Origin of the sequence: Pontibacter harenae, assembly GCF_020907245.1 — a bacterium.
Taxonomy (GTDB): Bacteria; Bacteroidota; Bacteroidia; order Cytophagales; family Hymenobacteraceae; genus Pontibacter; species Pontibacter harenae.
The window spans coordinates 124,583-141,677 of sequence record NZ_JAJJWH010000009.1; the positions used below are offsets into that span (position 1 = coordinate 124,583).

Here is a 17,095-nt window from a genome sequence, read left to right on the forward strand (position 1 = left end):
AACTGCAGATTGCTTACCTGGACTACAGTTCCGTTACACGCACTGTTGAGGTAATAGACAGCGAAAGCACTGTGCTTACTACCAAACTTACGCGCGGCGATTGTAAGCTATCGGAGGTGTCAGTAACGGCGAACAGGGAAAAACTTTTAAATACTATAAGCGCTGTTTATATTAACCTGCGTCCGAGGCAGAACTCACAGGAGGTGTTGCGGATGGTGCCTGGGCTTTTTATTGCTCAGCATGCTGGCGGCGGTAAGGCCGAGCAGATTTTCCTGCGTGGTTTCGATATAGACCACGGCACCGACATCAGTTTGACAGTGGATGGCATGCCTGTTAACTTGATATCGCATGCGCACGGACAGGGCTACTCCGACCTGCACTTCCTGATACCTGAAACCATCGAAGCCGTAGATTTTGGCAAAGGACCCTATCGGACAGACAAAGGCAACTTCACTACTGCGGGCTATGCCAGTTTCCATACTATGTCGGCCCTCAGCGAGAGCAGCGTGAAACTAGAAGCAGGTAGATTTGATACCTACATAGCCGTAGGTATGTTTGATTTGTTGGGTGAAGCCGCCAGACACAGGCTCGCAGAAACCATAACACCAACAGCTTCTGAATTATCTAATTTATCTGCTTTATAACGATTACCGCTGAATTTGTCATCTCGACGAAAGGAGAGATCTGAAGAATGAAGAGTAGCAGATTTCTCACTACCAGTCGAAATGACACGCAAAAGCTAGTCATGGAATAGCTTTGGTAAATTAAGCATGGGAAAGATTCCCACGCCAGGGTTTTCTTTACAGAGAAGTAGCCTTCTTTCTCCTCCGCATCAAACTGCTGTATTTTGAGCCTTGTGTTCCAAATACAGCAAAGTAGCGTTAATCGGGTTACACACCTTGTCTGTATAAAAAGAGAGGCCCTTCGTCTATTTAGCTTTTCTGTTGTAGCTACAAAGCTTGGCAGCAAATAGTTATTTGTGCATATTTAGTAAAGCATTCACCTAAACGTATACTATGATCTCAACTTTACTCATCCAGCAATGGAAAGAGACCAGCCGCTCTTCTGTTTTCCAGAAGAGCATCGCCGTAAATATTATCCTTGGCTTTTTCATAGTTTACTTTGCCCTAATCTTCATCCTGATGGGCTTTTTTGCAGACAGGCTGTTGGTGCAAATTTACCCTGGAATAAATCCTGTAGATTCTTTTAACAGCTTCCTGCTCTTCTATTTTCTGCTGGATTTGTTCGTGCGGTTTATGCTGCAAGACCTGCCAGTGCTGGGCATACAGCCGTACCTTCACCTGCCCATCAAGAAAAGCAAACTCATCCATTACGTGCTGCTAAAATCGGTGCCTAGCCTGTTCAATATCATGATCCTGCTGATTCTGGTGCCATTTATGCTTACGGCTATTACTCCAGCTTACGGACTAGGCACAGGACTTTCTTGGATAGGTTCCCTCCTACTACTGGTCCTGTTCAACAATTTTTTGCTGATATACTTTAAACGACAGCTGAGCACTAACCCTAAGCTAACGCTGTTCTTCGGGCTGGTGATAGTAAGCCTTATGCTGCTCGATTACTTTGAAATCTTTTCTCTGCGCAGCATTTCCACGGTGGCCTTCGGCTACCTGCTGCAGCAGCCTTTGCTTATAGTAGTGCCAGCTGTGCTCCTGGCACTGGTTTACAGTATCAATTACATATTTTTAGTAGCTCATACTTACCCTGAAGAAATTGCTATCAAACAAGACACAAACATCACAGGCAACGACATTTCCTTCCTCAACCGCTTCGGCCAAACAGGCAAACTGATAGCACTGGAACTGAAGCTGATCTGGCGGCACAAACGCTCAAAATCCGTCATCATGATGTCGACAATGGGCCTTTTCTACGGACTTATCTTTTACCCACAAAAGATCTACATGGAAAATTATGGCTTTCTTATTTTCGTCGGAATTTTTATGACAGGTATGGCCATCTTTAACTATGGCCAATTTATACCTGGCTGGCAGAGCGGCCACTTTGATGCCCTGCTTACCAAACGTATTTCTCCTTATCAGTTCTATAAAGCCAAGTTCTGGATGTTTGTTCCTGTTACGCTGCTGGCCTTCCTGCTTACGCTGCCTTATGCTTTTTTCTTTGGTTATAAAATAGTGCTGATTAACCTGGCTTGCCTACTGTTTAACATGGGTATAAACATTTTTGTCATCTTCTATTTTTCAGTGCTGAACAAAGAGAAACTAGACCTGAGCAAAAGCGCTTCCTTTAATTGGCAAGGCGTTGGCGCATCTAAGTTTGTGATGATGCTGCCCCTGATGCTGCTCCCAATCCTACTCTACTTCCCTTTCAGCCTTCTTGGTATTCCTTACTGGGGAATATTCACGTTAGGTTTAGTTGGCTTGATTGGCCTTATATTCCACAACCAGCTACTGCACATTGTTGCCAGAAGATTCTCAGTGCATAAATATAAATTGGCTGAAGGGTTTAGAAAAGGGTAAGCATTCGATCAATTCAACACAAGAACACAGCTGCTACAGCTTTAGAAATTTAAAATATCAATACTATGATAATTGAAGTTCAAAATATCGAGAAATCCTACAGCGGCACTACCGTTGTACAAATACCAAACTTCAGCATTGCACCTGGCGAATCTGTGGGTTTGGTAGGAAACAACGGTGCTGGTAAAACCACTTTTTTCCGAATGGTGCTCGACCTGATTCGCCCTTCCAAAGGCGAGGTTTACTCAAAGGGCCAAAATGTGGCGCAGTCTGAAAATTGGAAAGAGTACACTGGCTCGCACCTCGACGAAGGTTTTCTGATTGATTACCTGACGGCAGAGGAATATTTTCAGTTCATCGGCGACCTGCATGGCTTGTCTAAAGGCGACATAACAGAGCGCCTGCTCCCCTTCCTGGACCTGTTTAACGGCGAGATTCTGGAGCAGAAAAAGTATATCCGCGATTTCTCTAAAGGTAATCAGAAAAAAATAGGTGTGGCGGCAGCGGCACTTTCAAACCCTGAGTTCCTGATTTTAGACGAGCCATTTGCTAACCTAGACCCAAGCTCTCAGATTCGCCTGAAGAACCTGCTGAGGACGCTCCGCGAGCAACGCAAAATGACTATGTTCATCTCCAGCCACGACCTGAGCCATGTCATAGAAGTTTGCGAACGCATCGTGATTCTGGAAAAATGCAAAATTGTGCAGGACATGCAGACAACACAGAATACCTTACAAGAATTAGAAACCTACTTTACAGTTTAAAATTGGTGAAATGTCTTAGTATAGTGCCCTTATGCTTGCTGCTGTCATGCTTTATGACAGCAGTTTCTGTTTATGCAAACGGTAACGCTGACACAACTCGAATCAAGCAACATCTGACGGTGCTTACCAAAACAGATGGCTACCGCAACGCAGACAATGTCATGCTTTTGAACAAAACGGCCGACTATATCTACAACCACTTTGCACAGTTTGCTGACACTGTTTATTATCAGGAATATGCTGTGGGCCGTGAAACCTACAAAAATGTGGTTTGTATTCTTGGGGCAGACCATCCTAAAACAATCGTAGTAGGAGCACATTATGATGTTTGTGGAAACCAACAGGGAGCAGACGATAACGCAAGTGGTGTAGCAGGCTTATTGAAGCTATCCCAACTGCTTAAAGAACAGAAGTTAAATCACAGGGTTGAACTGGTAGCTTATACGTTGGAAGAGCCTCCTTACTTTCGGACAGAACACATGGGCAGTTATATACATGCTGCCTCTTTAGCCAACAGTAAAACAGAAGTTTATGGGATGCTCTCGCTCGAAATGATTGGGTACTTTAAAGATCAGAAGCATTCGCAGTCTTATCCTATAGGTGCTCTGGCTTTAGTATACGGCAAAAGAGGAGACTACATTACACTTGTAAATAAGGTTGGGGCAGGCAAGTTTGCCAAACGCTTTTCCAGAGAGTTTAAGGAAACAAAGGCCATAAAAACAAAAAAGTTTGTTGGGCCAAAAGCCTTACCAGGCATCGATTTTTCCGACCACTTAAATTACTGGAAATTCGGCTTCAGCGCTTTAATGCTAACCGATACTGCTTTTTACCGAAACAAGAACTACCACCAACCAATAGACACCATAGAAACATTGGATATTAAGAGAATGGCTAAGGTGATAGATGGCGTTGTAGGTGCTCTGACTGGTATAAAGTAAATGTAGTTTTGGTTTGCCTCTTGTAAAAAAGATGAATCAGGACTGCACTTCTCCCATCACAATTAGTTGCTCCAGCGTTGGGTTCTCACTTCCTCCCTCAGGCTCTAAGGTTACGGCAAAGGCCTGTGCAGTTCCAATCTCCTTCATCTGCTGTAAGCGGAAATTTGTATCATCCAATGCAATCATACCCGCATCAACTGGCTGTCCATTATCTAATGCCCATAGTTGGTACTGTTTTCCTTGCGGCGGTGCTGGCAGGTTTAATGCACCAACATACACCTTTTGCTGTTGCGGGTGCCAGAATACCTGCATTGCTGCCTCAGGGTGCCCCTCCACGCCCTGCAATTGCACATATCTTGTGTCAGGGTCTTGAAGAATAGATAACACCTGTTCCTGCTGCTGTATTTGTAAGTTTACAGTCTGCAAATTTTGCGCATACTGTTGTTCCGAAGCCAATGCCAACTGTAGTCTGTCTTCTGTCTGTTGCCATTTATTGTAAAAATAAAAGCTCAGTATTCCAGAGATCAGAAAAAGCACGACACTTGCTGCAAACATCCATTTGTATGGCGAACCTTCTCTTTCATGACCAGCATACATCGGAATCGGTGCTTGCTCCTGTTCAGTTACAACAGGCCCATCAGCAGCGGCACTTTCTTCCTGAATCCGTGCCATTACGTTTGTTTTAAGCACTGGCCTAGGTGCCATCTGGTGTAATTGGGCATAGCTTTCCATAGCAGCACAGGCTTCATCTAATGCTGCCTTTATTTCGGGCGAAGCAGCAGCACGCTGTTCCACCTCTTCCCGTTCAGATTGGGTGAGGCCACCAACGGCATAAAGCTCCAATACGCCTGATGCTATGTAATGTTCGTTAAGCACGTGTTTTAAATATTCTTGCTAAAAATTTTACAGCACTTCGTGCCCTTGTCTTTACTGTACCCAGTGGAATATTGAATGTCTCTGAGATTTGGTTTTGAGTGTATCCTTCAAAATACATCAAATCTATAATCTGCTTTTGTTCCGGATTTAGCTTTCCCACCATCTCCCTTACATCCAGGTGCTCGGAATTGAAAGACTCTGTTGTAACACTAATTTTATTGGACGCACCTAGCGTATCGGTGGCTCCCGTTACTCGGTATTCCTTCGAACGAACTTTATCAATAGCTAGATTCCTGCAAATGTTAATCATCCATGTAAAAAGCCTTCCTTTCTTTTCGTCATACATACTAAAAGAATTCCAGATTTTCACAAAGGATTCCTGCATGACGTCCTCTGCTACCCCTTCCACTTTTACAATCTGTACAATTACACCATACAGTGTCGCACTGTACATGTCGTACAACTGAGACATGGCAGCGGTTTCGCGAGAACGCAGGCGAAGCACCAGTTCTTCTTCACTTGGCTTATTTGCGGGCTGGTTAGGCAATCAAGTAAAAATTATGTACAAAGACAATTTTTAGCTCAGGCTATTATAAGAAATTATAGTTACCTGTAAGCATTTAACCATTTGGTGAAGAAAAGGTTTTACTTCATCTTCAATTGTTTAACAATGTACTGCTCTAGCTTTTTACTTGCTTACCCTATGATGCTTATTTGTTTAAACATTAGAGGGCGCTTCAATAAATAATAAGTAAAAGAGCTACCAGTAGTAGCTCTTTTACAGGAAAACATAGACAAAACCTATACATTAGGGTAGTAATCGTTTGTCCAGGGGGATAAACTATTCAAAAAGGGAAACTATGGCAGCTACTTGCGCTTTTGTAAGCGGCTCGTCGAACGCACCTGTGGCAATGGCAGAAGAATAACCCGCGCCAACTGTTGACACATTGTTTACACCACCTTGCATCAAGTTTCCTTCTCCCTCATATACAGGTTGAGCACCAGCTGGTACATTGCTGTTATCTCCTTCTCCAATAATCCAGCCTTCGTTGCCACGCATGCGCCTGATATAGGCTGCATGCCTTGCTTCTACTGAATGTATCTGCAATGCCGCTGTTAGTACCGCATCATTATTAATCAGGCGTGGAGCCTGACCTTTATAAGCACGTACACCCGTATCTTCAAAAGCCTGTGCCAGCGTCAGGAAAGTTTCGTAATTGGTGTTCCAGTTAGAAAAGTTCTTGCCAAAGTTAAAGGTAGGTTCATCTATAGGAGTCCCGTTCAGGCTGTTTATAGTTGCTATCAGTGCCTCCACGTGTGCCGCCTCATGATCACGGATAGTTTCTATAGCACCTCGTGCAGTGGCATCAGTTATCAAACCATTGGCCTGCAAAGCCTGGGTGTAAAAATTACGTTCCAGGTATTCCAGCTTCAGCGCGAAATTAAGTGCATCCAGCACATCATTGGAAGTTTGGCCATAGGCTTTTTGGAAAACAGAGCCCAAAGCTAACGGTAAGGCTGCCAGTGCTGCCTTTTTAGAAAAACTGCCCATGTGCTTAAACACCTTGCGACGTGAGTCTAAACGTTCATACACTTCTGGATCAACTTTCTCGATATCTTCAATTATTTTAAACAGGTTCATAGTCTATCCTCCTTATTGTGGTAAATTATTGGCAGAAATATTTGTAGTTATAAAGCTTGATGCTGCAGCCAGCACATCAGCTGGCATCATGGCTGGATCAAAACCCATACCGTTTGCAGAATCTGCAAAAGTGCCGTTAGAAATAAGGTCGCTGATAACTGCTGCATGGCGCGCCTCTACAGAAACTATTTTACCAGCCAGTGTCAAAAATCCAGCATCTTCTAACAGTCGGCCGGCTCCATTGTAAGCTGCAACTCCCAGGTCTTCAAAGGTTTTTGCAGTCATCAGCACACTGTTCTTATCGTTAAAGTTGACAGATGAGAAATCCACTTGTAGCGCAGGAATGGCAGAAGAGCCTAAGGCTGCTTGTAAAAAGTCGCGGTGTATCATTTCATGCCCTTTCAGATCCTGCATTATCTGCTGCTCTGTCTGGTTGAACATACTCAGCGACCTTGCCACCACTTCAGTATAATATGCGGCCTCTAATTGTTCCAGCGCGTAAGCGTAGTTCAGCACACCTATATCACCAGAACCAAGGTCCACAACGTCAGGATCCATTGCTCCCATGTCATCATCGTCGCAGGAGGTTGTTGCGAAAAGCAGCGCAGTGGCTGCTGCCGATGCGCCTGCATAACGGAAAAAAATGCGTCGCTGCATGGGTGCCACCAAGGCGTTCTTAAGACCAGCGTTGTCTTTGTCAAGCTTTTTTAGTTGTTTTTCCATAATTTCTGAATTAAAAAAAGGATACTTTCTCACCTGCAGAACAGCATGTACTTCTACAGATTTGAAACACTTACGACGTGGCTCAACTGCTTGGATTTAGGCAGCTGTTATTTTTTTGAAGAGAGGATACTGAGCTGCTTTAATTGGATAAGCATGGGGAAGGGTATTCTTAAAAACACGAAGCAGGCCATGCGGCTTTCTGCTGCTTTTGTAGCTGAGCCCATAATTTTGCGCAGCTCATACTGGTACAGCAGCAAAAAGAACTTATATTTACACCTTAAGGTGCTACCATAACACCGTAAAAAGCATTCGTGCAGCCATACATAATATAATCGTTACATGAGTAAGCTAATCATCAAGAACTTCGAAGAGTTTCAGCAACATGAAGGCGCAGAGCTAGGAGTGTCTGAATATCATAAGATTACACAGGAACAAATTAATCTCTTCGCCGATGCCACCCTAGATCATCAGTGGATTCATTTGGATGCTGAAAGGGCTAAGACAGAATCTCCTTTCCAAGCGACTATAGCACACGGCTACCTCACCGTTTCGCTCCTGCCCTACCTATGGGGACAACTTATAGCGGTGGAGAACCTGAAAATGCAGGTAAACTACGAAATCGAAAGCCTTCGTTTTAATCAGGCTGTTACTGTAAACAGCGAGGTAAGACTAAAAGCAAAACTTCTGTCGCTAAAAAACTTGCGAGGCATAGCTAAGGCCCAGATAGAAGTGACGCTTGAAATAAAAGACAGTAAAAAACCTGCCTTTACAGGTATTATTACTTTCCTTTATCACTTTAACAGTTAGTTTAGAACTGTATTTGTTTACTTATATCCTGCAGCTTTTAGTAAACTAAAAACTGGTTTATGAGCACAAAGGGGCTGGTACAGAAATCCATCTGCACTGGCCCCTTTTGTGTAGCTTCCGTTAAAGTGTTTTTTGCTAACAGCAGTTGAATTGATCTTCCCACTCTCCCACCTTACCTCAAAGTACAGAGAAGAAAGATTAAGTAGTTATCAGCTTTCTTTTGCTACTATTCTGCTGTTGTTTTAGGGTTTTAATAGTTTTTTTAAGCTCCGTTATCTCGCTCAGTAGCTTTACAGGAACCTTTCTTTTAAGCTTCGATGCCTCATGATCTCAAAGAAGCTGCCGCTTATTCAAAAGTTCTTGTTCTAAAAGCTGAATTAAATCCTTCATCACTTCTGCACGCTCTATTTCTTAAATTCTGTTATTTTCTGCTACCCATTTATGTTCTTCTTAACTGCCAGGAGGAAGACCGCTACCAGGCAAGCCTCCTGGAGGTCGGCCTGGGAAGTTCCTTTCGTTATTAACTGGAGCGCTACCGCTACTAAAATTGCGGAGGTTGTAAGTAAACGTTAGCATAAAATACCGCTGCAATGCACTCGACTGCACATCCTCTACATACTGCGCCGTTACGTTACGCTGCACACTCACGTTTTGCCTCAAAAGGTCGTTTACGCTCAGGCTTATTTCCCCCTGTTGGTTTCTGAAAATCTTTTTGCTGATGCTCATATTCCATAGCAGGTAGTTTGCATCGTAACCCTCAGACAGTCCAGAATTAAACTGGTGGTTCAGCTCCGTTCTGTACACCAAACCGTTTAAAAAGATCCAGTTGTACTTCAGACTCGTGTTCTGGTTAAAATAATTACTGTTCAGCTGTGGCTGTAAAGTATTATTTACCAAATTATAGCTGGAGTTAGAAGAAAGCGTAAAATCAATTTTTTCGCTGATGTTGCTGCTGAGCGTTATGCCTGCGCCCAGATTGGTGGTGTTAGCATAAGCAAGGATACCGTTGTTCAAACCTGGTATGCGGGTATAACCTACTGTTCCATGCAATCCGAGGTTAGAGCTTAATAAGTTTACTGGCTGCCCATAATGTAAGAACGTACGGACGTTATAATAACCATCTAGGTTTACAGGCCTTGTCAGCTGCTGGCCTTCTTCCAGCACCTCACCGTTGCTTAATGTTATAGATTCGTCTGTTGCTCTGGTAATGCTGCTGCCAACGTAGTCTTGGGTAATATTTCCGAAGAAGCCCATAAAGAATACACGGTTCGTCTCCATGTCAAAATTACGAAACCCTGTACGAAAGGTATGTTGGTAACTCTGCTGTAGGCTGGCGTTTCCCTGAGTTAGCTGCAGCGGGTTAGAGTTATCTATCACTTCCTGTAACTGGCTTACCGATGGGGCATTGGTGCTGGTGTTATAGTTAAAGTCGAAGCTTTGGGAATTTGAAAACTTGTAATCAACTTCCAGCGAAGGTAGAACATTTGTAAAGTTTCTCTCCAGGTCAAAGTCAGTCGGAAACAATTGGTCACTTTGCAGTTTAGCTGTCTGTAGCTTAGTATCAAACCTTATCCGTAGTTTATCAAAGTTATACTGGTAGCCCAAGCCAACGCGCTGGGTTAAATACTCACTTTCAAAAACGTTGCTCAACGTGGTGTCCAGAGAACTGTAGGACTGTGTATCCTCTAAGAAATTATAGGTTCTTTTATCTGATTCGTTCAGCTGGTTGCCGATGCTATACTGAAACTGCAGTTGCCCATTCTGCCCAAGTGATTCCGTAAAAGTTGCATCGCCAGACCATGAATAACCCGTTCTGATTAAGCTGGTATGTTGGTTTTGGCTTGTGGTGTTGTTGTTTCCCCTGAAGTATGTAGTCGCCGCCATCAAAGAACTTTCTCCGTCTGTGCCACTAACGCTGGTGTTCAGGCCAGCAGAAATCGTTCGGCCTGGTTTGCCAAAACGGTGACTGTAATATATGTTGTTGTTAAAGCTGTAGTTACTATTATCTGATGTTGTTTCATTCCTTGTCTCGTTCAGAGCACCGTTTTCGTTTACTGTACCTCCTGTTAAGCTCGTGTTCGATTCCGTTCGCTGTAAAGTAAAACTCGGTGTTATCAGCAGGCGGTTGTTTTCGTTTATCTTATAGTCTAGCCTAAAGTTAAACCGCTGGTTGGTTGTAGTGGTGTTGCTATACCTATCCTGTAAATAAACCTGCCCCGAGTCAGCTGGCAGCGTATATAACTGGCGCGTAAACTGGTTGTTGTTTATGCCCCGCTGTGTAAAGTTATAGTTGCCACTTACCTCTACCTTTTTGCCCCACATGTCGCTGTAGTTCAGCCCCAGGGTATTCGTTGAAATAAGACCTGTTGTGCTACCTCCTCCAGAAGGTGGCCTTCTGCCTCTCATTCCTCCTCCAGGGGTTTCACCTATCGAAAAGTCCAGCATGTTGATGTTATTGGAGAGCCCTGTAAAAGTAAATCGTTGGTCACCGTTGAAGAAGTTAACGCTTGCTCCAATCATGTACCGATCATCTGTTCCGTAGCCTGCAGAGGCTTTTCCAAACTGCCCTACCCTACGGTCTTGTTTTGTAACTATGTTGATGGTTTTGGCTTCGTTGCCATCGCTGACACCGCTCAACTCAGCTTGAAAGCTTTTCTTATCAAAAATCTGGACATTGGCAATCACATCGGCAGGAAGGTTACGAAGCGCGGAACTTGGGTCATCACCAAAGAAACGCTTGCCATCTACCAGCACCTGTTTCACGTCTTCCCCTTGCGCCTGTATGGTGCCGTTGCTGATAGTGATGCCTGGCATCTTCTGCACTAAGTCTTCGGCACTTGCATCAGGGGCGGTTTTAAATGCTCCAGCATTGTACTGCACCGTATCTCCTTTCTGCTCCCCTAGCGGAACCTTACCTACTACCTGTACTTCTTTCAGAGTAGCATTGCTTTCTTCCAGTAGCACCTGCCCTAGGTTTACAGCAGTGTTCTCCGCCTTAAAAGCTTTGGAAAAGGTTTTAAAACCAAGGTAGCTAACTTCCAGTATGTACTGCCCTGGCGAGATGTTTTCGAACCTGAAGCCGCCATTGGCATCGGTAGCCTTACCCATTTTATGGGCATCGGCCTGGCGTGTTAGCTGCACACTAGCACCTGGCAACTCCAACTTATCTTGTGCGCTCTGCACTGTTCCATACACTGTCACGCTTTGGGCAAATGCCTGCGAAAAGCCCAGGAGCGGCAGAAGTGCAAGCAACCACTTCAAAACTATTTTGTTTAAATTCATATCCACCTACTTTTTCTGATACAGAATGCTGTCAGCTCTTTGCTGATGCACAAATATCTTTATAGCAGCACTTTATTAATATCAGAAAGGAAGCGAAGCGGACAAAGCAGCGGTTGAAACGCCTATAACTAAAGTGAGTGATATAATGCTGTGGCAAACAAAATGCTAAGTAGATTAACCTCTAATTGCCACTGTACTTATGCCACATCTTCTTGATATTTACACGATTTATAAACGAGCAAAGAAGCTGAGGGTACTTTCAAAATTCAAAACTCGGCACTATTGATACTTAACATAAAAAAACAACTCTTCCCTTAAATAATATCCGTTTAAGGGAAGAGTTGCTAAAGGAATTTTAAGACTTACTACTGACTAGCCAGCCAGTCCAGGAACACGGGGCTTTTTGCTTTGCTCACAATCATATCTTCCTGAAACGGTATTGTTAAAGCTATATAGAGCTTCCGTCCAAAATACTGCGATGCTTCTTTTACAGCCTTGTGGTTTACCAGGTGCTGACGGTTAGCACGAAAAAACTGTGTTCCAAGTGTAGCCTCCAGCTCATCAAGGGTGTGGCTTACAACAAAGCTGCGCTGGTCGAAGCAAAGAGCGCGCGTTAACTGGCTCTCAACATAGCAAACTGCAATTTCAGCTACAGGCAAGGGTATAATTTTATCACGCTGGTATACTAGAATAGAACTGCGCTTCTGGGCAATCTTGCTTTCCAGCAAATCGTAAATCTGCTTGTAGGAAGTGTCTGGTTTCGACAAGCTTTTCTGCAGTTGTTTATACTTCTGAACAGTATGCTGAATAGAAGCAGTGGTAAAGGGTTTCAGTACATATTCTATACCGTTTGCTTTAAAAGCCTCTAAAGCATATTCATCGAAAGCCGTACAGAAAACAACAGGTGTGCTTGTTTGTACAGCCTTAAAAATTTCAAAGCTTAACCCATCACCCAACTGTATGTCAGAGAAAATGAGATCAGGAAATTCGTTTTCATTGAAATAACTGATTGCCTTTTTAACAGAAGGAAGAACAGCTTCTACCTCTATCGATTTATCAACGTGCACCAGCGTATCCGCCAGGTCATCAGCTGTCAGGGGTTCATCTTCAATTATTACTACTTTCATTTGTTCAGAATTGGAAGTTCAACAGAAAAATATTCTTCTGAGTCGGACACCATAACGCCTTTACCCGCTAACACCTGATACCGCTCAGACAGGTTCCTCAGCCCTATCCCAGAAGAAGGCTCATGCAGCTGCTTCGGTTTTTTATTGTTCACTACACTAATAAAACCGTCACTATTGTGCCTAATATAAATATGAAGTGGTTCATCGCTGGTGAAACCGTTGTGCTTAATGGCATTTTCTACGAGTAGCTGCAACGAAAACACAGGCAGGAAAGCAGCATCTTTTAACTTTTCGGGTATTTCGATGTAGTAGTTGAATGCATCTTTAAAACGCACTTTCTGCATTTCCAGATAATCTACACAAAGCTTCAGTTCATCTTGTAAAGCGACTATATCCTGTGTATTTGATGTTAAAGAAGCTCGCAAAAACTCCGAAAGCCGTAGCAGGTAGTCTTCTGCTTCCAATGGCTGCCGCTTTATCAACGACTTTAACGTATTAAGTGAATTAAAAAGGAAGTGTGGCTGCAACTGGTGCTTTAAATGCTGATGCTGTGCCATAATACTATTCATCTTCAGCTGAGAATTCTCCAGCTCTATCTGCGATTTTAAGCGCTGCAGCACAACCAGATCCAAGATAACAAGCACAATGGTATTGTTGGTTATACCCGCTATCAGCGGAAAAAACAAAGCCCTGCCGAACCTGGGATCTGGCCCTACATTTCGTAACACGATAAAGTACAGCACAAAAAGAAAAAACATAGCTATGTAACTTAACACGTAACGTGCTATGTTCCTGGTGTTCTCCTTTAACTTAAGGTTGCGAAACCTGCCATAAATAAGAATATTCACTACCCACAATATCAGCATCATAAGTGTGGTAGCCAAAATACTGGTGGTAAGGTGCTTGGAAGGAGGTGGCCCCATACCAGGGCCTGGGCCAGGCGGCGGCGGCGACACCAATGACACATGCCCTGCCAGTAACATAGGTAGCGCACTAAACACACCAAAGAAGATTGAAGTTACCAGAGCAACTATAAAAAGATCTCTAAAATGAAAAGGAGGTTTTTGAATCATACTTGCTGAGCTTCTTTCTGAAAGCTTTGCCAAAATTACATGCAGTATACCTGATTAGTACAGAGATAAAAGTGAAGCGGACAAAATTGCGCATGAATCAGTAGAAGGGCTACGATCTTCTGCACAATTAAAATTTGTTCAAAAAGAAAAGCCTAGCATGTGCCAGGCTCCTCTACTACCAAATCAAAATGTAAACAAAATTTTAAAATTGAGACAGGGCTCATTTGTGATCAGCACACCTAATCGGCCACAATGGTCGGGTCAAACTGCCACATATCATCAAAGCGATAGCCGCCGTTGTTGCCTGTAACTACATAGCCGTAGTTTCCTATAGCAAAGCCCACCGCTCCTTCTCTGGCAGAGCCTTCGAACGTGCCCATGGCTGTCCAAAGATCTGTTACAGGGTCGTACTCCCACACATCCGATTGAATTGCTCCGTTTGTGCCTCCCACCAAATATACTTTATTGTTTAAGACGAAGGTAACTGGCGAAACTCTGGATGCTGGATAAACTTCATCTTCGCGTTCGTCGCTGTCTAACCCCTTCAGCCTTACCCAAGAATCTGTGGCAGGATCGTATTGTAAAAAGTCTGTTACATAGAGGCCATTGTTCAGGCCGCCGCCAATATACCCTTTGCCGTTGTAGGTAAAGGCAAACGCATTCATTCTTTTTGTACCAATCAGGCCTACTTTTTCTTCCCATTCTCCCGTAGTAGGATCATACTGCCAAAAATCCTTCTGGTAATTTCCGTCGTAGCCAGCACCTACATAGCCGTAGTTGTCGATGCTGAGTGCCACGGCTCCATATCGGGCTGAGGCAGGAAAGTCGGCAATCTGCGTCCAGGCATCTGCTTCGGGGTCGTATTCCCAGAAATCTTTTAAATTACTAACACCGTCGTAGCCTGTGCCAACATAAGCTTTTCCGTTTGCCGTAAAACTTACCGCCGAGCTTCTTGCCGCACCTGGAAAATCTGCTATCCTGGTCCAGGCACTTTTAGCAGGATCGTACTGCCAAAAGTCTTTCAGCCTGGTTTTACCGTCGTAACCTGTGCCCACATAGGCTACATCTCCTATTGTAAAGGACACGGCACCGCTTCTGGCAAGGCCAGCAAAATCAGAGTCTTTTATCCAGTTGCCGTAAACAGTTTCTTCATCGCTGCTCTCGCAGGCGGTAAAGCCAGCCATCAGAAGCAAAAGCAATGTGTAGCGAAAAATTGATCCTAAGGGTTTAAAATGGTTCTTCATGTGTTGTATTAATAAATATTGATTACTGAATTTTAGTGTAATAAATTTTAATTTTAACCTTGTTTGAGGTGTGGTTAGGCCCACCCACAACAAGACGGTTTACTGTTTTAGTAAATGATTCTGCGGGAGCAGAAAGTAATAAGGCCTTTCCCGTTGATTGTTCTTCCTGAAGCTTATTGATAAGGTACTCCGTAATGTTGAACTGGTATTTGGAGTTGACTTGATATTCCGTATCCTCCTGCAGCGAAGCTACCTGCCCTGAAGTGGTAGTATAGTTAGCATATAGCAGATTGGTTGGCACGTTATTGAAGTCAGACTCATACAAGGCTACCTGGCTTGGCGCTGTAAAAGGATAGCCATAGGTGTTTGCAACTGGCTGTACCTCCAGAATAACACTATTTATAAGCTCTGGCTGCAGTATCTCCTTCAGCTTGCTCAGATAAGGAAACTCCAGCTTAACCATAACACCTGTACCTGCCTGCGTAAAGCTCATATCGGCTGTACTGGTACTGGCTAAAGGTTCCCCGCCCCGATTAAGCCCTTGGAAATTAGACTGGCTAAAATCATTAACCAGGTTGTTGTACTGTAAGCTGCCCGATGTTACCGGGAAGTCTTGGTAGTTGTCTGTGCTTCCTTCGCTATAGTACAACCTGATAACAGCACTCGCGGCATCGAAACCAATTACGGCACCACCTTGTCCTGCATTGGCGGTTGCAACTTTTAAGCCTTTAAAGTAATCCAGAAACGCATCGGACTGCGTTAATTTATTATCTCCTGCCATCTTTAAATTGAACCACTCTTGCCCCATTGCAGCAGGTAAGGGAATGTTAAGACTATCGCCGCTGCCAGGCCTTGGCTGAAAAGTGTGGGTGGCCAAAGGCTGCGTTTCCGCAGCTGTGCTGCTTATGTTATAGTTTCCAGAACCAGCATAAAAGTAAGAGGCAGACTCTTCGGTACCTACATAGGGCAACAGGTCGGTAGCAACTATGTTGTTTTTCAACTTATATACTTCCAGGTTAAGCGCCTGCGTAGTATCACCGTAGCTGTAGCCTGTGTAAGGCAGCACCAGCGCAATCGAATCAAAAACAGCATTGTCTGATAGGGTCCAGCTGTAGTAGTTAAGGTCCACCTGAAAAAAGGTACTGGCGGTTGTGTTTCCTACGATTGGGTCTGTATAGTTTCCCACCAGCATTGTTCCTGTTGCGGAAGTAACAACAGAATCCAACAACACTGTCGATACATCTACAGTGACAGTATCTATATAAACAGCCGATACGTTTCCGTCTATTAATTCCAGCCCCACATCTTCCGTATCCTCACAACTGGCTAGTATTAGCGGAAGGCTCAGCAAAAGGCTAAGGATGCCTGCCGATCTGTTATCCCTGAACTTACTTTTAATCATCTATTATTATTTTTTATGTTTAAGCCTTTTTAAGCTCCTGCCTTCCCTATTTTAAAGGCTTTCTGTTTAAACTGAGGTAAAAATTCTCTCTTAAACTTCACCCTTCATCAGACCGATAGGCAAAAGTGTAGCATATGAGCAGAGGTTATGAAGGAAATAGAACTGAAGTGGACAAAATGAACGATGAAGTGAACAAGATGGAACCTGATGAAAATCGCTTTGACTATAGTTACAATACCTGTTGGCTATGGAGCCAATTGCTTTAGTCGTAGCCTGTGCTGTCTTTAAAAAACTTGTTATAGCTTCTGTTTTCCTGTTCCTCCTTTTTCTGCTGCTCCTGCTTTCTAAATTCCTCTAGTTGTTTGAGTTGTTTTGCCTCATTGGAAAATAGATTGTACAACACACTTATAGGAGAAGCTACAAGTAAAGTAGAAGGAGGTGGAAGAGGAGCTTTTTGAATTGGAATGGGAGCAGATTTGGCCGCAACAGGGTTATCCAGTTGCTTGCTTCTAGCCTCCCGCATCAGCTTTTCAAGCGAAGACGGGCTTAGCACCTGGACTTCGCTAAGCGAAATGGTATCTTCTTCCAGCACTACTAGCAGTTCTTTGGCAGCACTTGTGGCTACATCTGCTTTTAAGGTATATTGACCTCCCCCCGAAAAACTGGACCGCTGTTAAGTAAAGGAAACGGGCAATAATCGTATAGAACTAAAAGAGAATTGC

Annotated in this window: 16 protein-coding genes; 6 read left to right on the forward strand and 10 right to left on the reverse strand. The window is 43.8% G+C overall.

Going from position 1 to position 17,095, the window contains the following annotated elements; all coding sequences use genetic code 11:
* The first annotated feature begins 71 nt into the window (after positions 1–71).
* From LN893_RS07235 to LN893_RS07250, 4 genes are all read left to right on the forward strand, one after another.
* Positions 72–644, forward strand: a complete 573-nt coding sequence (locus LN893_RS07235) for a TonB-dependent receptor plug domain-containing protein (RefSeq protein WP_229969134.1) — start codon at positions 72–74, stop codon at positions 642–644.
* Between the two features lie 372 nt (positions 645–1,016).
* Positions 1,017–2,495, forward strand: coding sequence for a DUF5687 family protein (locus tag LN893_RS07240; protein WP_229969135.1), 1,479 nt, complete (start codon positions 1,017–1,019; stop codon positions 2,493–2,495).
* A gap of 65 nt (positions 2,496–2,560) precedes the next feature.
* A complete protein-coding gene (locus LN893_RS07245) occupies positions 2,561–3,259 on the forward strand; it encodes an ABC transporter ATP-binding protein (protein WP_255709931.1) in 699 nt (232 codons plus the stop codon).
* A gap of 53 nt (positions 3,260–3,312) precedes the next feature.
* Positions 3,313–4,197: a M28 family peptidase gene (locus LN893_RS07250; protein WP_229969136.1), complete on the forward strand. Its 885-nt coding sequence runs from the start codon at positions 3,313–3,315 to the stop codon at positions 4,195–4,197.
* A gap of 36 nt (positions 4,198–4,233) precedes the next feature.
* Here the strand turns inward: LN893_RS07250 and LN893_RS07255 are convergent, their stop codons facing one another.
* From LN893_RS07255 to LN893_RS07270, 4 genes are all read right to left on the reverse strand, one after another.
* Positions 4,234–5,073, reverse strand: a complete 840-nt coding sequence (locus LN893_RS07255) for an anti-sigma factor (protein ID WP_229969137.1) — start codon at positions 5,071–5,073, stop codon at positions 4,234–4,236.
* Positions 5,066–5,620 carry an RNA polymerase sigma factor gene (locus LN893_RS07260; RefSeq protein ID WP_229969138.1) on the reverse strand — a complete coding sequence of 185 codons (555 nt, stop codon included), beginning with the start codon at positions 5,618–5,620 and terminating at the stop codon, positions 5,066–5,068. Before LN893_RS07260 ends, LN893_RS07255 begins: the two co-directional genes overlap by 8 nt.
* Before the next feature lie 294 nt (positions 5,621–5,914).
* The gene (locus LN893_RS07265) at positions 5,915–6,715 is read right to left on the reverse strand and encodes a ferritin-like domain-containing protein (RefSeq protein WP_229969139.1); all 801 of its coding nucleotides are present in this window, start codon (positions 6,713–6,715) and stop codon (positions 5,915–5,917) included.
* Between the two features lie 12 nt (positions 6,716–6,727).
* On the reverse strand, positions 6,728–7,438 hold the full coding sequence (locus tag LN893_RS07270; protein WP_369427661.1) for a ferritin-like domain-containing protein: 711 nt from the start codon (positions 7,436–7,438) through the stop codon (positions 6,728–6,730).
* Between the two features lie 339 nt (positions 7,439–7,777).
* On the opposite strand from LN893_RS07270, the gene LN893_RS07275 reads away from it, so the two are divergent.
* The gene (locus LN893_RS07275) at positions 7,778–8,245 is read left to right on the forward strand and encodes a MaoC family dehydratase (protein ID WP_229969140.1); all 468 of its coding nucleotides are present in this window, start codon (positions 7,778–7,780) and stop codon (positions 8,243–8,245) included.
* Positions 8,246–8,695: 450 nt separating this feature from the next.
* On the opposite strand, the gene LN893_RS07280 is transcribed toward LN893_RS07275, so the two are convergent.
* The 5 genes from LN893_RS07280 to LN893_RS07300 form a co-directional block, all read right to left on the reverse strand.
* Positions 8,696–11,527 (reverse strand): outer membrane beta-barrel protein, encoded by a 2,832-nt coding sequence (locus LN893_RS07280; protein WP_229969141.1) that lies wholly within the window; start codon positions 11,525–11,527, stop codon positions 8,696–8,698.
* A gap of 365 nt (positions 11,528–11,892) precedes the next feature.
* A complete protein-coding gene (locus LN893_RS07285) occupies positions 11,893–12,654 on the reverse strand; it encodes a LytR/AlgR family response regulator transcription factor (protein ID WP_229969142.1) in 762 nt (253 codons plus the stop codon).
* A complete protein-coding gene (locus LN893_RS07290; RefSeq protein ID WP_229969143.1) occupies positions 12,651–13,727 on the reverse strand; it encodes a sensor histidine kinase in 1,077 nt (358 codons plus the stop codon). Before LN893_RS07290 ends, LN893_RS07285 begins: the two co-directional genes overlap by 4 nt.
* A 239-nt stretch (positions 13,728–13,966) precedes the next feature.
* Positions 13,967–14,971, reverse strand: coding sequence for a Kelch repeat-containing protein (locus tag LN893_RS07295; RefSeq protein ID WP_229969144.1), 1,005 nt, complete (start codon positions 14,969–14,971; stop codon positions 13,967–13,969).
* Positions 14,972–14,993: 22 nt separating this feature from the next.
* Positions 14,994–16,373, reverse strand: coding sequence for a DUF4270 family protein (locus tag LN893_RS07300; protein WP_229969145.1), 1,380 nt, complete (start codon positions 16,371–16,373; stop codon positions 14,994–14,996).
* A gap of 134 nt (positions 16,374–16,507) precedes the next feature.
* On the opposite strand from LN893_RS07300, the gene LN893_RS20535 reads away from it, so the two are divergent.
* Positions 16,508–16,639: a hypothetical protein gene (locus LN893_RS20535; RefSeq protein WP_255709932.1), complete on the forward strand. Its 132-nt coding sequence runs from the start codon at positions 16,508–16,510 to the stop codon at positions 16,637–16,639.
* Here LN893_RS20535 and LN893_RS07305 read toward each other — a convergent pair.
* The gene (locus LN893_RS07305) at positions 16,636–16,965 is read right to left on the reverse strand and encodes a hypothetical protein (RefSeq protein ID WP_229969146.1); all 330 of its coding nucleotides are present in this window, start codon (positions 16,963–16,965) and stop codon (positions 16,636–16,638) included. The two genes, LN893_RS20535 and LN893_RS07305, sit on opposite strands and share 4 nt — an antisense overlap.
* Between the last annotated feature and the right edge of the window lie 130 nt (positions 16,966–17,095).

Coding starts and splice junctions, on each gene's coding strand:
- LN893_RS07265 (WP_229969139.1), bottom strand. CDS start 6,715: ATGAACCTGTTTAAAATAATTGAAGATATCGAGAAAGTTGATCCAGAA.
- LN893_RS07275 (WP_229969140.1), top strand. CDS start 7,778: ATGAGTAAGCTAATCATCAAGAACTTCGAAGAGTTTCAGCAACATGAA.
- LN893_RS07285 (WP_229969142.1), bottom strand. CDS start 12,654: ATGAAAGTAGTAATAATTGAAGATGAACCCCTGACAGCTGATGACCTG.
- LN893_RS07270 (WP_369427661.1), bottom strand. CDS start 7,438: ATGGAAAAACAACTAAAAAAGCTTGACAAAGACAACGCTGGTCTTAAG.
- LN893_RS20535 (WP_255709932.1), top strand. CDS start 16,508: ATGAGCAGAGGTTATGAAGGAAATAGAACTGAAGTGGACAAAATGAAC.
- LN893_RS07240 (WP_229969135.1), top strand. CDS start 1,017: ATGATCTCAACTTTACTCATCCAGCAATGGAAAGAGACCAGCCGCTCT.
- LN893_RS07290 (WP_229969143.1), bottom strand. CDS start 13,727: ATGATTCAAAAACCTCCTTTTCATTTTAGAGATCTTTTTATAGTTGCT.
- LN893_RS07300 (WP_229969145.1), bottom strand. CDS start 16,373: ATGATTAAAAGTAAGTTCAGGGATAACAGATCGGCAGGCATCCTTAGC.
- LN893_RS07250 (WP_229969136.1), top strand. CDS start 3,313: ATGACAGCAGTTTCTGTTTATGCAAACGGTAACGCTGACACAACTCGA.
- LN893_RS07295 (WP_229969144.1), bottom strand. CDS start 14,971: ATGAAGAACCATTTTAAACCCTTAGGATCAATTTTTCGCTACACATTG.
- LN893_RS07245 (WP_255709931.1), top strand. CDS start 2,561: ATGATAATTGAAGTTCAAAATATCGAGAAATCCTACAGCGGCACTACC.
- LN893_RS07280 (WP_229969141.1), bottom strand. CDS start 11,527: ATGAATTTAAACAAAATAGTTTTGAAGTGGTTGCTTGCACTTCTGCCG.